The sequence below is a fragment of the Bacillus sp. GW823-FHT06B01 genome, assembly GCF_058952315.1.
Window position 1 is genome coordinate 1 of the sequence record NZ_JBXAHR010000016.1, and the last position, 14,815, is coordinate 14,815.

Annotated in this window: 16 protein-coding genes, 1 tRNA gene, 1 other RNA gene and 1 other annotated feature; of the genes, 14 read left to right on the forward strand and 4 right to left on the reverse strand. The window is 37.0% G+C overall.

All coding sequences use genetic code 11. The annotated features are described in order from the left end of the window. Nucleotides 1-75: 75 nt before the first annotated feature. Nucleotides 76-1,077: a YaaC family protein gene (locus AC1Q8N_RS28395; RefSeq protein ID WP_048543003.1), complete on the reverse strand. Its 1,002-nt coding sequence runs from the start codon at nucleotides 1,075-1,077 to the stop codon at nucleotides 76-78. A gap of 115 nt (nucleotides 1,078-1,192) precedes the next feature. Here AC1Q8N_RS28395 and guaB point away from each other — a divergent pair, with 115 nt between their 5' ends. The 7 genes from guaB (at nucleotide 1,193) to AC1Q8N_RS28430 (ending at nucleotide 8,148) form a co-directional block, all read left to right on the forward strand. Continuing rightward, a complete protein-coding gene (guaB, locus tag AC1Q8N_RS28400; protein ID WP_000264076.1) occupies nucleotides 1,193-2,656 on the forward strand; it encodes an IMP dehydrogenase in 1,464 nt (487 codons plus the stop codon). 113 nt (nucleotides 2,657-2,769) lie between these two features. Beyond that, complete coding sequence (locus AC1Q8N_RS28405; RefSeq protein ID WP_170957041.1) at nucleotides 2,770-4,080, forward strand: D-alanyl-D-alanine carboxypeptidase family protein; 1,311 nt, start codon at nucleotides 2,770-2,772, stop codon at nucleotides 4,078-4,080. A gap of 161 nt (nucleotides 4,081-4,241) precedes the next feature. Continuing rightward, nucleotides 4,242-5,129: a pyridoxal 5'-phosphate synthase lyase subunit PdxS gene (gene pdxS, locus AC1Q8N_RS28410; protein WP_048543007.1), complete on the forward strand. Its 888-nt coding sequence runs from the start codon at nucleotides 4,242-4,244 to the stop codon at nucleotides 5,127-5,129. A gap of 18 nt (nucleotides 5,130-5,147) precedes the next feature. Continuing rightward, on the forward strand, nucleotides 5,148-5,738 hold the full coding sequence (pdxT, locus tag AC1Q8N_RS28415; RefSeq protein WP_000238772.1) for a pyridoxal 5'-phosphate synthase glutaminase subunit PdxT: 591 nt from the start codon (nucleotides 5,148-5,150) through the stop codon (nucleotides 5,736-5,738). A 54-nt stretch (nucleotides 5,739-5,792) separates the two neighbouring features. Further along, nucleotides 5,793-6,014, forward strand: a binding site (T-box leader). Nucleotides 6,015-6,065: 51 nt separating this feature from the next. Continuing rightward, a complete protein-coding gene (gene serS / locus AC1Q8N_RS28420; protein ID WP_048543009.1) occupies nucleotides 6,066-7,340 on the forward strand; it encodes a serine--tRNA ligase in 1,275 nt (424 codons plus the stop codon). Between the two features lie 156 nt (nucleotides 7,341-7,496). Beyond that, nucleotides 7,497-7,589 (forward strand) — tRNA-Ser (locus AC1Q8N_RS28425). A 166-nt stretch (nucleotides 7,590-7,755) separates the two neighbouring features. Next, nucleotides 7,756-8,148 (forward strand): sigma factor-like helix-turn-helix DNA-binding protein, encoded by a 393-nt coding sequence (locus tag AC1Q8N_RS28430; RefSeq protein ID WP_000364198.1) that lies wholly within the window; start codon nucleotides 7,756-7,758, stop codon nucleotides 8,146-8,148. Nucleotides 8,149-8,183: 35 nt separating this feature from the next. Here AC1Q8N_RS28430 and AC1Q8N_RS28435 read toward each other — a convergent pair whose 3' ends face one another. The 3 genes from AC1Q8N_RS28435 to AC1Q8N_RS28445 all read right to left on the reverse strand — a co-directional run bounded on the left by AC1Q8N_RS28435 (nucleotide 8,184) and on the right by AC1Q8N_RS28445 (nucleotide 10,155). Further along, nucleotides 8,184-8,852 carry a deoxynucleoside kinase gene (locus AC1Q8N_RS28435; protein ID WP_001053583.1) on the reverse strand — a complete coding sequence of 223 codons (669 nt, stop codon included), beginning with the start codon at nucleotides 8,850-8,852 and terminating at the stop codon, nucleotides 8,184-8,186. A gap of 2 nt (nucleotides 8,853-8,854) precedes the next feature. Beyond that, nucleotides 8,855-9,490 carry a deoxynucleoside kinase gene (locus tag AC1Q8N_RS28440; RefSeq protein ID WP_000148207.1) on the reverse strand — a complete coding sequence of 212 codons (636 nt, stop codon included), beginning with the start codon at nucleotides 9,488-9,490 and terminating at the stop codon, nucleotides 8,855-8,857. Nucleotides 9,491-9,615: 125 nt separating this feature from the next. Further along, nucleotides 9,616-10,155, reverse strand: a complete 540-nt coding sequence (locus AC1Q8N_RS28445) for a cysteine hydrolase family protein (RefSeq protein WP_000798743.1) — start codon at nucleotides 10,153-10,155, stop codon at nucleotides 9,616-9,618. A gap of 107 nt (nucleotides 10,156-10,262) precedes the next feature. On the opposite strand from AC1Q8N_RS28445, the gene tadA reads away from it, so the two are divergent. The 7 genes from tadA to AC1Q8N_RS28480 all read left to right on the forward strand — a co-directional run bounded on the left by tadA (nucleotide 10,263) and on the right by AC1Q8N_RS28480 (nucleotide 14,614). After that, nucleotides 10,263-10,763: a tRNA adenosine(34) deaminase TadA gene (gene tadA, locus AC1Q8N_RS28450; protein WP_098079076.1), complete on the forward strand. Its 501-nt coding sequence runs from the start codon at nucleotides 10,263-10,265 to the stop codon at nucleotides 10,761-10,763. An 80-nt stretch (nucleotides 10,764-10,843) separates the two neighbouring features. Further along, nucleotides 10,844-11,108, forward strand: an RNA gene (ffs, locus tag AC1Q8N_RS28455) — signal recognition particle sRNA large type. 132 nt (nucleotides 11,109-11,240) lie between these two features. Beyond that, nucleotides 11,241-12,929, forward strand: coding sequence for a DNA polymerase III subunit gamma/tau (gene dnaX / locus AC1Q8N_RS28460; protein ID WP_098069404.1), 1,689 nt, complete (start codon nucleotides 11,241-11,243; stop codon nucleotides 12,927-12,929). A gap of 25 nt (nucleotides 12,930-12,954) precedes the next feature. Next, the gene (locus tag AC1Q8N_RS28465; RefSeq protein ID WP_170771173.1) at nucleotides 12,955-13,281 is read left to right on the forward strand and encodes a YbaB/EbfC family nucleoid-associated protein; all 327 of its coding nucleotides are present in this window, start codon (nucleotides 12,955-12,957) and stop codon (nucleotides 13,279-13,281) included. Nucleotides 13,282-13,295: 14 nt separating this feature from the next. After that, nucleotides 13,296-13,892, forward strand: coding sequence for a recombination protein RecR (gene recR / locus AC1Q8N_RS28470; RefSeq protein ID WP_000559168.1), 597 nt, complete (start codon nucleotides 13,296-13,298; stop codon nucleotides 13,890-13,892). Nucleotides 13,893-13,906: 14 nt separating this feature from the next. Beyond that, entirely contained in the window at nucleotides 13,907-14,128 is a 222-nt protein-coding gene (locus AC1Q8N_RS28475; protein ID WP_000466020.1) for a YaaL family protein, read from the forward strand. A gap of 216 nt (nucleotides 14,129-14,344) precedes the next feature. Beyond that, on the forward strand, nucleotides 14,345-14,614 hold the full coding sequence (locus AC1Q8N_RS28480; protein WP_001089486.1) for a pro-sigmaK processing inhibitor BofA family protein: 270 nt from the start codon (nucleotides 14,345-14,347) through the stop codon (nucleotides 14,612-14,614). The last annotated feature ends 201 nt before the right edge of the window (nucleotides 14,615-14,815 follow it).

Below are 14,815 nucleotides of genomic sequence, written 5' to 3' on the forward strand. Positions count from 1 at the left end.
AGTTGGGACCTTGTCCCTGTGAGAGTAGGACGTCGCCAAGCAACTAAAAACACAAGTCTTTTGACTTGTGTTTTTTTATTTCCCATGAAATAGGCTCGGTTCTGTTAGTAAAAAAGACGAAATATAGTAAGGGATTTTTTGAGCAGAAATAGTAAGAAATTGATAAATAAATGGATAATCTTCAGAGCCATAGCTCCCAAGTAAATCATACCACCAATCTGTTTCGTATCTAGAAATCATACTTAAATTGTAGAGCAATAAATAATGAACAAGAAGTTCAGGTAATACTGGTTTAGGATTTCTCGGGTCAATTGGAATTGGTAAGTAATAAGTATCAGCAAGATATTCGTAGTATAAAGGCGTACTATATATAGGGTTCCACGACTGGATAGGAGCTGTAAAAAGCAGATTCGATCCGCTCGTTTTCCCAGGAACATGTTGTATGGATAAATGCTTACAAGTTGATTCAATGTAACGTGAAAATCTTTCTGTAGTCATATGAAGTCGATCTAGTATGTTGGCCGAAAAGGAAAGTTCATTTGTATTTGTTGAATCGATTTTATATAAAGTGGCCCCTCTTTGACTATAGCGAAATAAATTTTGTAATTCAGGAATATTTCCCATTAGATCTAGCATGTTAAACTTCTCTGCTTCTAAGTGTTTCATGTGAAACAGCTGTTCTGCAATATGAGTAAATAATCCATTTTTTTGCACCTTCACCTCATCTTCTAAAAATTGATACCCCTGTTTTTTTCGTTTACGAGTCGTAACACCATGAGCTAAAACAGTAGTGGATTCTGGATAGTTAGGATCAATAGTTAGTAAGCAGGCTTTAAAAAGTTGACTCATTCCATAAAACAATAACATTGGCTGAATCGAAAAGGGGGCCACCTTATATAATTCATAATAGTTTTTCCCGTGTTCTAAGTAATAAATAAAGGGATAACAATTTTCGAAACTTTTTTTTTCAGCATCTTGTATGGAGGATTTTTCATAGCAACGGGCAAGATAACGTTGTACATTTTGAGATGAAAAGAAGAAACTTAATTGCTGCCAAGTACAATGTGTTTGATGCATATATTACGCTCCTTTTATTGTCTAAAAATTCTAACATATATATACGTCCTTGACAGTATTTTAACCAATTGATAAGCTACTAATAATAATTTCTGGTATCATGGGGGGAACAATTATGTGGGAATCTAAATTTGTTAAAGAAGGTTTGACTTTTGATGACGTATTACTTGTACCAGCAAAGTCAGATGTACTACCAAGAGAAGTAAGTGTTAAAACAGTTTTATCTGAAAGCTTACAGTTAAATATCCCGTTAATTAGTGCAGGAATGGATACAGTAACAGAAGCTGATATGGCTATTGCAATGGCTCGTCAAGGCGGTTTAGGAATTATTCATAAAAACATGTCTATTGAACAACAAGCGGAGCAAGTTGATAAAGTAAAACGTTCTGAAAGTGGCGTTATTTCAGATCCTTTCTTTTTAACTCCAGAACATCAAGTGTATGATGCAGAGCACCTTATGGGAAAATACCGTATCTCAGGTGTACCGGTTGTAAATAATTTAGACGAGCGAAAATTAGTTGGTATTATTACAAACCGTGATATGCGTTTTATCCAAGACTACTCAATCAAAATTTCCGACGTAATGACAAAAGAAAAGCTAATTACAGCCCCAGTTGGTACAACGCTGGAAGAAGCTGAAAAGATCCTACAAAAGTACAAAATTGAAAAACTCCCTCTCGTTGATAACAACGGTGTATTACAAGGGCTTATTACAATAAAAGATATTGAAAAAGTAATTGAATTCCCAAATTCTGCGAAGGATAAGCAAGGACGCTTATTAGTTGGAGCAGCGGTTGGTGTAACGGCTGATGCTATGCTTCGTATCGACGCATTAGTAAAAGCTAGCGTAGATGCAATCGTACTTGATACAGCTCATGGACATTCTCAAGGTGTTATTGATAAAGTGAAAGAAGTTCGTGCGAAATATCCATCACTAAATATTATCGCTGGAAATGTTGCTACTGCTGAAGCAACGAAAGCATTAATTGAAGCAGGTGCAAACGTAGTTAAAGTTGGTATTGGACCAGGCTCTATTTGTACGACACGCGTTGTAGCTGGCGTGGGTGTACCACAATTAACAGCAGTTTATGATTGTGCAACAGAAGCTCGTAAACACGGTATTCCAGTTATTGCTGATGGTGGTGTTAAGTACTCTGGTGACATGGTAAAAGCTTTAGCAGCGGGAGCACACGTTGTTATGCTAGGTAGTATGTTTGCTGGTGTTGCTGAAAGCCCTGGAGAAACTGAAATTTATCAAGGTCGTCAATTCAAAGTATATCGTGGTATGGGTTCTGTCGGAGCGATGGAAAAAGGAAGTAAAGACCGTTACTTCCAAGAAGGAAATAAAAAACTTGTTCCAGAAGGTATTGAAGGTCGAGTACCATATAAAGGACCTTTAGCCGATACAGTTCATCAATTAGTTGGTGGATTACGTGCCGGTATGGGATATTGCGGAGCTCAGAATTTAGAATTCTTACGTGAGAATGCACAATTCATTCGTATGTCAGGTGCTGGTTTACGTGAAAGCCACCCTCATCACGTACAAATTACAAAAGAGGCTCCAAACTACTCATTGTAATGTCTTATATAAAAATAGACGGAGATTTGATATCTCTGTCTATTTTTTTTTGATTATGTTAGAATAACGGTTATGTGAGTACATAGATATTGGGGGTAGCAAAAGTGAAAGGTATGTTTTGCAAAAGATTCATTGCTTTAGTAACAATGCTTACACTAGCTTGTAGTATGTTGTTACCATATAGCAATGCATCAGCAGAAACAGGAGCTGCTTTAAACATTGAAGCAGGTGCAGCAATTTTAGTTGAAGCGAATTCTGGGAAAATTTTATATCAAAAGAATGCAGATGAATTATTATCAATTGCTAGTATGACAAAAATGATGAGTGAGTATTTAGTGAACGAGGCTGTTGCGAAAGGGAAACTAAAGTGGGACCAAAAAGTTAAGGTTTCTGAATATGCGTATAAAATTTCGCAAGATCGTTCATTATCGAATGTGCCGCTACGAAACGGTGATTCTTATACAGTAAAAGAGTTATATGAGGCAATGGCAATTTATTCTGCTAATGGTGCAACGATAGCTTTAGCTGAAGCAGTTGCTGGAAAAGAAGTAGACTTTGTAAAAATGATGAACGATAAGTCGAAAGAGCTTGGATTAAAAACTTACAAGTTTGTAAATTCTACTGGCTTAACAAACAAAGATTTAAAAGGACAGCATCCTGAAGGAACAACTCCGGATGAAGAAAATAAAATGGCTGCGAGAGATGTAGCAATTTTAGCACAACGCCTTATCCAAGATTTCCCTAAAACATTAGATACAGCTAAAATTTCAAAAAAGACGTTCCGTGAAGGTACTACGGATCGAATTGACATGATTAACTGGAACTGGATGTTACCAGGTTTATCTAAGGTATATGCGGGTGTAGATGGCCTGAAAACAGGTTCAACTCCAGAAGCAGGGGATTGCTTCACTGGTACAATTGAAAAAGATGGTATGCGTTTTATTTCTGTAGTTATTAAAACGAAGTCTCGTGATGCACGCTTTGATGAGACAAAGAAACTATATGATTATGGATTTGCTAATTTTGAAATGAAGAAACTATATAAAAAAGATTCTTCAGTAAAAGGACAAGAAACAGTACGAGTAGAAAATGCTAAAGATAAAGATGTAGCAGTTCAAACAAAACAAGCTGTTTCACTTCCAGTGCCAAAAGGAAGTAAAGATGTTTATAAAACAGAATTAAAAGAAGCAAATAAGGGACAAGAAGCACCTATTAAAAAGGGAGCTGCACTTGGCCAAATGGTAATCACACCAAAAGATGCGAATGATCCTGGATTTTTATCCGGTAAGTCATTACAAATAGATCTTGTAACAAAGTCTGCAGTAGAGGAAGCGAATTGGTTTACTCGCTCTATGCGCGGAATTGGTTCTTTCTTTAGTGGTATATGGAATAGTGCCGTTGATACAGTAAAAGGTTGGTTTTAAAAGCTCCTCATTGTAGGGGCTTTTTCTTATTCCTATTTTTCATACCGACTTTATGAAAAAGTAGTAGACAAGCATCTGATAGTTAGTGGTAGAATGTAAGAGTATTCTTAATTTTCGCCTTTAACGGGGAAAAGCAATTCACCTAGGGGGGTTTTTGTAACATGACAAATGTAACAGGGACAGAACGTGTAAAACGTGGAATGGCAGAAATGCAAAAAGGCGGCGTTATTATGGACGTAATTAACGCTGAACAAGCAAAAATTGCAGAAGAGGCAGGCGCAGTTGCTGTTATGGCACTAGAGCGTGTACCAGCAGATATTCGTGCAGCAGGTGGCGTTTCTCGTATGGCAGACCCAACAATCGTTGAAGAAGTTATGGGCGCTGTTTCAATTCCGGTTATGGCAAAATGCCGTATCGGTCATCTTGTAGAAGCACGTGTATTAGAATCATTAGGGGTAGACTATATCGATGAGAGTGAAGTATTAACTCCTGCTGATGAAGTATACCATTTAAATAAACGTGATTACACAGTTCCGTTTGTATGTGGTTGCCGTGATATCGGAGAAGCTGCACGTCGTATTGCAGAAGGTGCATCTATGCTTCGTACAAAAGGTGAACCAGGAACAGGAAACATTGTAGAGGCAGTGCGTCATATGCGCCAAGTCAATGCAGAAATCCGTCAAGTTGCAACTCTACGTGAAGATGAGTTAATGACATATGCAAAAAATACTGGTGCTCCTTATGAAGTACTACTTGAAATTAAACGCCTTGGTCGTTTGCCAGTTGTAAACTTCGCAGCAGGTGGTGTAGCAACACCAGCAGATGCAGCGTTAATGATGCAACTTGGTGCAGATGGTGTATTTGTTGGATCTGGTATCTTCAAATCAGAGAATCCAGAGAAATTTGCACGCGCAATCGTTGAAGCGACGACTCATTATGAGGATTACGAACTAATTGCAAGCCTTTCTAAAGGATTAGGTAATGCGATGAAAGGTATCGAAATTTCAACGTTATTACCAGAACAACGTATGCAAGAGCGTGGATGGTAATTGAAGGAGAACTTTAAAATGGTGAAAATCGGTGTACTAGGTCTTCAAGGTGCAGTTCGTGAGCATATAAAATCAGTTGAAGCAAGTGGTGCGGAAGCTGTTGTTGTAAAGCGTATAGAGCAACTTGAAGAGATTGATGGTCTTATTTTACCAGGCGGTGAAAGTACAACAATGCGCCGTCTTATTGATAAGTATGCTTTCATGGAACCACTTCGTACATTCGCGAAGTCTGGTAAACCAATGTTTGGTACGTGTGCAGGTATGATTCTTCTTGCAAAAACACTTATTGGCTATGAAGAAGCACATATTGGTGCTATGGATATTACAGTAGAGCGCAATGCGTTCGGACGCCAAAAAGATAGCTTTGAAGCCGCACTGTCAATTAAAGGTGTAGGAGAAGAATTTATTGGTGTATTTATTCGTGCTCCGTATGTTGTAAATGTAGCTGATGATGTTGAAGTACTTTCCACACATGGTGATCGAATGGTAGCAGTAAAACAAAATCAGTTTTTAGCTGCTTCATTCCATCCAGAATTAACGGATGATCATCGTGTGACAGCATACTTTGTAGAAATGGTAAAAGAAGCGAAAATGAAAAAAGTTGTATAAGTAACTTGCAACTTGTATAAGATTATAGTAAATTGATGGTAACAATTTTATAAAATAAGCGTGTTGATAGGAAGTAGTAACAAATGCCGTTTCTTATAGAGAGTCGATGGTTGGTGGAAATCGATAGAAACAGTTTGTGAATCCATCCTGGAATGGAATGTGGAATATCTTTATGATTAGTAAACATTCCCGGTGAAGAGCCGTTATTTCTACTTGAGAGGAAAGCGGTAATGCTTTCAACTAGGGTGGCAACGCGGGTTAACTCCCGTCCCTTTATATAGGGACGGGAGTTTTTTGTGTTTTATAAAATAAAAGGAGGAGTATATAATGCTTGATATTAAATTTTTACGTACAAATTTTGAAGAAGTAAAAGCAAAGTTACAGCATAGAGGCGAAGATTTAACTGATTTTGGTCGTTTTGAAGAGCTGGATACGAGAAGAAGAGAATTACTTGTTCAAACAGAGGAATTAAAAAGTAAACGTAACGAAGTATCTCAACAAATCTCTGTATTGAAGCGTGAAAAGAAAGATGCAGAAGCTCTAATTCTAGAAATGCGTGAAGTTGGAGAAAAAGTAAAAGATCTTGATAATGAACTTCGTACAGTTGAAGAAGATTTAGAAAGATTAATGTTATCTATTCCAAATATACCTCATGAATCTGCTCCAATTGGTGAAACAGAGGATGATAATGTAGTAGCACGTAATTGGGGAGAAGTGAAAGAATTTGCTTTTGAACCAAAACCACATTGGGATCTTGCTACAGATTTAGGAATTTTAGATTTTGAGCGTGCTGGGAAGGTAACAGGAAGCCGCTTCGTATTCTATAAAGGTGCTGGCGCGAGATTAGAGCGTGCTTTAATTAGCTTTATGCTTGATCTTCATACTGACGAGCATGGATACGAAGAAGTATTACCTCCGTATATGGTAAACCGTGCAAGTATGACAGGAACAGGACAACTTCCGAAATTTGAAGAAGATGCATTCCGTATTGAAAGTGAAGATTATTTCTTAATTCCAACAGCTGAAGTACCTGTAACGAACATGCACCGTGATGAAATCTTAAATAAAGAGCAACTGCCTATACGATATGCTGCATTTAGCTCTTGTTTCCGTTCTGAAGCAGGTTCAGCTGGCCGTGATACACGTGGCTTAATTCGTCAGCATCAGTTCAATAAAGTAGAGCTTGTAAAATTCGTAAAACCAGAAGATTCTTATGAAGAGTTAGAAAAACTAACAAATGATGCAGAACGCGTGTTACAATTATTAGAGTTGCCATATCGCGTTATGAGCATGTGCACAGGCGATTTAGGATTTACAGCAGCGAAGAAATACGATATCGAAGTATGGATTCCAAGCTATGGCACATATCGTGAGATTTCTTCTTGTAGTAATTTTGAGGCTTTCCAAGCGAGACGTGCAAATATCCGTTTCCGTCGTGAGCCAAACGGCAAACCAGAACATGTTCATACATTAAATGGATCTGGTCTTGCAATTGGACGTACGGTGGCAGCTATTTTAGAGAACTACCAACAAGAAGATGGTACAATTATAATTCCAGAAGTTCTTCGCCCTTATATGGGAGGAAAAACAGTTATTAAGTAAATTTATAAACATTCATCGGTATGAGTGATTGGTAATTATGAGCGTTGTCAGTACTATAATGTAGGAGAGGGAAAGTAAAATTTTCCTTTCCTCATAATTTATTTTAGTAGGGTTGACTAACTGTTTTTCTTTTGATATTATATTTGATGTCAATATGGAGGTATACCCAAGTCTGGCTGAAGGGATCGGTCTTGAAAACCGACAGGCGGCGAGAGTCGCGCGGGGGTTCGAATCCCTCTACCTCCTCCAGATATAATTGACAACAGCGCATATAAGTGGAGATTGGAGAACTCGTTACCAACACGTAACGAGTTTTTATTTTAAAACCAATCATAAAGTATGGTGTAAGGCGATTTTGTCCTTATTACACACTCATATTCCGATGATTATCTTCATAGATATGAAAGGAGTCAACATGGATCTTATTATACAAACGTTTCCTTTAGATGGAAAAACTTTATATTATGTACAATGTCCTGTCTGTAAGAACAATAGAATTTTAAACAGTGGTGCAAATGTGTCACGCATTATAAGTGATGATACATTCCGTAAACTTTGTGGTTGCACTTGTGATGTAAAGCAAACTGCGACAAAAGTAGAGGCGCCAAAAAAAGTTGAAAAAGCAGCTGTAAAGAAAGAAGCAGCTCCAAAACGTACAGGTAAAGTATTAACAGCAGTGATTAACGGGAAAGAAATGACTGTTAAAGAGATTGCTGAAACATACGATATTAGTACAAGTACTGTTCGTCAGCGTATTAACGCTGGAAAACCTGAGAGTGAAATTATTGCTCCGACAAAAAAGAAGTAATTTAATAGAAAAACCCGTGCGTATGCACGGGTTTTTTATTTTACAAGTTTGCGTGTTTGTTTTAAAAAATGGCCAATTTTTTTAATGATTGGTTCAATTGAATCACCATCTTTTAAAATATCGTATTCATTAATGTTTAATCGTAAAACAGGGCATGCATTAAAGTTATTAATCCAGTTTTCGTAACGGCCATGCATCTCTTTCCAATACTCAATTGGTGTTTGTTGTTCCATCGGACGTCCGCGTTCTTGGATACGATCAACAATATCATCGAAAGAACCTTCTAAGTAAATTAATAAATCAGGATGAGGGAAGTAAGGAGTCATGACCATAGCGTCAAATAAACCTTTGTATGTTTCATAATCAGTTTCCGTCATTGTACCTTTTTCATGATGCATCTTTGCAAAAATTCCAGTGTCTTCATATATAGAGCGATCTTGAACAAAACCGCCACCGTATTCAAAAATTCTTTTTTGTTCTTTAAATCGTTCTGCTAAAAAGTACACTTGCAAGTGGAAGCTCCAGCGTGTGAAATCAGCATAGAACTTGTCCAAATACGGGTTCGAATCTACCTTTTCAAATGATGTGCGATAACCTAAAGCGTTAGCTAATGCAGTTGTCATAGTTGATTTTCCGACACCTACTGTTCCAGCAATAGTGATTACTGCGTCATTTGGTATATCATATTTTTGCCTTAAATTCATTGTTATTCCGACTCCTTTAAGAGAGTATTTTGAAGGGCGGATAGGATGACGTTTAAATCATCAGGATTTTTTACAAAATCCATATCGTCTCCGTTAAATTTTAATACTGGGATATCTGGATGATCTTTTTTAAAAGTATCCATTGCTGTTTCGTAATCTTTTGTGAGCTGTAGTAAGTAATTTGGATCCATGTTTTTTTCGAATTCTCTTCCGCGCATCGCAATTCGTGTTTGTAATGTTTCCAAGCTAGCTGTTAAATAAACGATAACGTTTGGTACAGGCATATCTTGTGTAAGTATACGATAGATTTGCATGTACTTGTCATATTGAGAATTCTTTAATGTACGGGATGCGAAAATTAAATTTTTAAATATATGATAATCCGCTACTACTGGTTTCCTTTGATTCAAATACTTTATGTTAATATCTTCTAATTGTTTGTATCTATTACAAAGAAAGAACATCTCTGTTTGAAAACTCCATTCGTCGATGTCTTCATAGAATTTTCCTAAAAAAGGATTCTCATCAACAATTTCTTTTAGTAAGTGGAGTTGCATGTGAGTTGAAATTGCCTTCGCAAGTGAGGTTTTTCCAACACCAATTGGTCCTTCAACCGTGATAAATGGTACTCCGGTCACGCTGTTTCCTCCTTTCAATCAGTGATTTACCGTGACTACTAAAAACACAAAACAGAATTATTGTAGCACAGGAGGGAAGCGAGCGGGTTAATTTGATATAAAAAGTTAGAAAATAAATATATGTATTAATTAATTTTTATTTGAGATGACGGTACTATATTTGCTTTTAATGTGGCTTCCATTATTTTTAAAGCATGCAGATTATCCTGATCATGATTAGAGGCAATACAGTCCTGTGGTACATACAGTGTATAATTTCTCATATGAGCATCGTTAGCTGTAAAGAGGATACATATATTCCCGGCGACTCCTGTCAATATTAGATTTTCTATTTTTAAATAGCCTAATAAAGAATTTAAAGGTGTTTCATAAAAAGCAGAGTAATGTGGTTTAATAAAAATGTAATCATCAGTATTTGGAGCAATCTTATGAATGATATTTTCACTATACTCATTTGTACAATGAGTAATTAGTTGGTCAATATCAGATCTCCAAAGTTGATAATGGTCATTAACATAAATTATGGGGTAGCCAAAGGATTTCATTGTTTTCTTTAATTGTAAAATAGGGTTTGTTATAATTTCGCATTTTTTGGCTAGGGTGGGCCCGTGTGAAAATTGAAAATCATTAATCATATCGATAATGAGTAAGGCAGTATTCTTCATATGTAATCCCCTCTCTTTTTTATTAGGGTGGATTGAATTTGTAAAAGTTATCCCATGTGTAGCAAATGGAAAAAAGTGTATTTTATTTGAGGTGAAAGGACTATGGTATGGAACACGATCAAGATATTTATTTTATGCAGTTAGCAATAGAAGAGGCTAAAAAAGCAGAGGCAATACGAGAAGTACCGATTGGTGCAGTTATAGTGTTAGATGGTGAAGTAATTAGTGTTGCTCATAATTTAAGAGAAACTGAACAAAGATCAATAGCTCACGCTGAGTTATTAGCTATTGATGAGGCGTGCAAAAAATTAAGGACATGGCGTTTAGAAGATGCGACGTTATATGTAACATTAGAGCCTTGTCCGATGTGTGCGGGTGGAATTGTTTTATCACGAGTGAAGCGAGTTGTATATGGTGCAAGTGATCCGAAAGGTGGATGTGCAGGGACTTTGATGAATCTTTTAACGGATGAACGCTTTAATCATCAATGCGAGGTAGTTGCTGGTGTATTAGAAGAAGAATGCGGTACTTTGTTAACAAACTTTTTTAGAGAGCTTCGTAAAAAAAGAAAAGCGATAAAAAAATTAGAGAAAAGTAACGAGAATTAACGTATTTGCATTTTGTAAAAAAACAAGTTATACTGATAATGCCTTTTAATGAAGGCAACCGAATATTGGTTTTAACTTTGCCGTGCTAAGCGGGGAGGTAGCGGTGCCCTATACTCGCAATCCGCTCTAGCGAGGCCGAATCCCTTCTCGAGGTTATGCTGCTGTAAGGTCTGCCTTAAGTAAGTGGTGTTGACGTTTGGGTCCTGCGCAACGGGACCCCGTGAACCTTGTCAGGTCCGGAAGGAAGCAGCAATAAGCGGGTCTTCTCGTGTGCCGCAGGAGTGCCTGAACCGAGCTAACTGCTTGAGTAACGCTTATGGTACGTAATCGACAGAAGGTGCACGGCAGTTATATATGTATACAAAACTCACCTTAATACTAAGGTGGGTTTTTTGTATAGAAAATAACTTTTGGAATCTATAAACAGAATGGGTTATAATAAATAAGATAATAACCTTTGAGGGAGGCCGTATTTTCGTGTCATACCAAGCGTTATACCGAACATGGAGACCGCAAAAATTTGAAGATGTAGTTGGTCAAAAGCACGTGACAAAAACGTTGCAAAATGCCCTTCTTCAAGAGAAAGTTTCACATGCTTATTTATTTTCTGGGCCGAGGGGAACAGGAAAAACGACAATTGCAAAAGTATTTGCAAAAGCAATCAACTGTGAACATGCTCCGGTAGCTGAACCTTGTAATGAATGTCCTTCTTGTTTGGGGATTACACAAGGATCTATTTCAGATGTATTAGAAATTGATGCGGCTTCAAATAACGGTGTAGATGAAATTCGAGATATTAGAGATAAAGTAAAATATGCTCCAAGTGCTGTAGAATATAAAGTATACATTATTGATGAAGTCCACATGCTTTCTATGGGTGCCTTCAATGCGCTTTTAAAAACGTTAGAAGAGCCGCCAGGACACGTCATCTTTATTTTGGCGACAACAGAACCGCATAAGATTCCGCCTACAATCATTTCACGTTGCCAGCGTTTTGAATTTCGAAAAATATCAGTAAATGATATTGTTGAGAGATTATCGACGGTTGTGACGAATGAAGGTACGCAAGTAGAAGATGAGGCGTTACAAATTGTTGCACGTGCGGCTGAAGGTGGTATGCGTGATGCGCTTAGTCTTATTGATCAGGCAATATCTTATAGTGATGAGACAGTTACGACAGAAGATGTATTAGCTGTGACAGGTTCTGTTTCCCAGCAATACTTAGGTAACTTAGTAGAATGTATACGTGAAAATGATGTATCAAGAGCATTACGTATCATAGATGAGATGATGGGTAAAGGGAAAGATCCAGTTCGTTTTATGGAGGATTTCATTTACTATTATCGCGATATGCTTTTATATCAAACCTCATCACAACTGGAACATATGTTGGAACGAGTAATGGTAGATGAGCAATTCCGGATGTTAAGTGAAGAAATGCAACCGGAAGTAATCTATGAAATCATTCATACGCTTAGTAAGGGACAACAGGAAATGAAGTGGACAAATCATCCGCGAATTTTCTTAGAAGTTGTTATGGTACAACTGTGTCAACAGTTTATGATGCAAGCGAACGGTGCAGATCGTTTACAAGCAATTATGAACAGGATGCAGCAATTGGAGAAAGAGTTAGAACAAGTCAAAAAGAATGGTGTGCCGGCTGGTGTGCAGCAAGAAGTCAGAGAGACACGTGCAACACCAAAGCCAGTGCGTACAGGTAGTATGAAAATTCCTGTTGGACGCGTAAATGAAGTGTTAAAGCAAGCAAAGCGTCAGGATTTAGAACAATTAAAAGCTGTGTGGGGTGAGTTGTTAGGAAGACTCAAATCATTCAACAAAGTAGCGTTTGCTGTTTTATTAGAAAATAGCGAACCGGTAGCGGCTTCGGATGATACTTACGTTTTAGCGTTTCAATATGAGATTCACTGTAAAATGGCAAGCGAAAACCGAGAAGCTATGGATACAGTGGAACAAGCCTTATTTGAACTGTTAAGTAAAAGATTAAATATGATTGCCATTCCAAAAAGTGAATGGGGTAAAATCCGTGAAGATTTTTTACAGCGTGAAGGCGAGAATTCTGAAGAAAGCCCAGAGAAAAAAGAAGATCCTCTTATAGAAGAGGCAGTAAAATTAGTAGGACAAGAACTTATTGAAATAAAAGAGTAATAATAATTAGGAGGAATTAATTATGATGCGTGGCGGAATGGGAAATATGAATAATATGATGAAGCAAATGCAAAAGATGCAAAAAGATATGGCAAAAGCGCAAGAAGAACTTGGCGAAAAAACAGTTGAAGGTACAGCTGGCGGCGGTATGGTCACAGTTATTGCAAATGGTCATAAGCAAATTCTTGAAGTGAAAGTTAAAGAAGAAGTAGTAGATCCAGAAGATATCGAAATGTTACAAGACTTAGTGTTAGCTGCAACGAATGATGCACTTAAAAAAGCTGATGAACTTTCAAACTCTACAATGGGTAAATTTACAAAAGGCTTAAACTTACCAGGTGGAATGTTCTAGGAGGATACTGATATATGCATTATCCAGAACCGATATCGAAATTAATTGATAGTTTTATGAAGTTGCCAGGAATCGGACCGAAAACAGCGGTTCGATTGGCATTTTTCGTATTAGATATGAAAGAAGATGATGTGTTAGGTTTTGCAAAAGCACTTGTGAATGCGAAGCGAGATTTAGCGTATTGTTCTGTATGCGGACATATTACTGACCGCGATCCTTGTTATATTTGTAATGATTCGCATCGAGATCAGTCGATTGTTTGTGTTGTGCAGGAACCGAAAGATGTAATCGCAATGGAAAAGATGAAAGAGTATCAAGGTGTATATCATGTGTTACGTGGTGCGATTTCTCCAATGGAGGGAATTGGACCGGAAGACATTAATATCCCGCAACTTTTAAAGCGACTGCATGATGAAACGGTACAAGAAGTGATACTAGCAACAAACCCTAATATTGAAGGGGAAGCTACAGCGATGTATATATCCCGCCTCTTAAAGCCGACAGGTATTAAAGTAACTCGTATTGCACATGGTCTGCCAGTTGGTGGAGATTTAGAATATGCAGATGAAGTGACACTGTCGAAAGCGTTAGAAGGTCGTAGAGAAGTATAAGAGGAGAAACAAAAATGTTCTTTCAAAAAAAGGGTAAATTGCGTAAAGAGTATGATGATAAGCTAATTGTACTATTAGAAAAAGTGAAGAATGAATGGTTACGTCAGAAGAGAATGGTTGAACAAAGTGTGGAACCATCTCAAGATGTACTTTGTTCTTTGAAAATAGCAGAGGCGAAATATTTCTTCTTGTTAAAAGAAGCAAAACGTCGTCCTGTAAAAATGGAACAATGGTAAAAGGTTCTGCTGAAAAAGCAGAACCTTTTATTTTATTTATTAAATATTTAGTGGTTACTTCGTTTGGAAAGAAAGATTAATGGTTTTTATGAAGAAAGTGTTGCCGAATGAAGATTAACAAGATAAAACAACTGGAGTTGTAGGGTAAATGTTCTTTTTTATCGCCTTGTCCCATACAAATAAATATGTATAGATAACTTTCATAAGGAGGAAAAAATGAATTCTACAGTTGTTATTGTCGGTATTCTTACTTTAGTTTTTATCTTTCTTGTTTTTGGTGTTTCTTCTAAGCCGTTACGTTTTATAGGAAAAGCGCTCTTTCATGTTACTTTAGGGATAGCATTACTCTTTATCGTAAATGTTGTAGGAACATATTTTGATTTTCATATTCCAATTAACTTGGGAACCGCAACAATCACAAGTATATTAGGCCTACCTGGTGTTGCTGCTTTAGTGGTTATTAAGCTTTATATCATGCCAAGATAAAATTATTTTGGCATTTTTTTAAAAAGTGTTGACGAACAAATGATTAATATGGTAAATTAATAAGCGTCGTCAGGAACGAAAGAAAAAAGTTGTTGACAGATTTAACGCAAAATGTTAAATTATAAAAGTCGCTGAAACGCGATGTTGAACTTTGAAAACTAAACGAAACAAACAACGTGAAACGTCAATTTTTATTTTTAG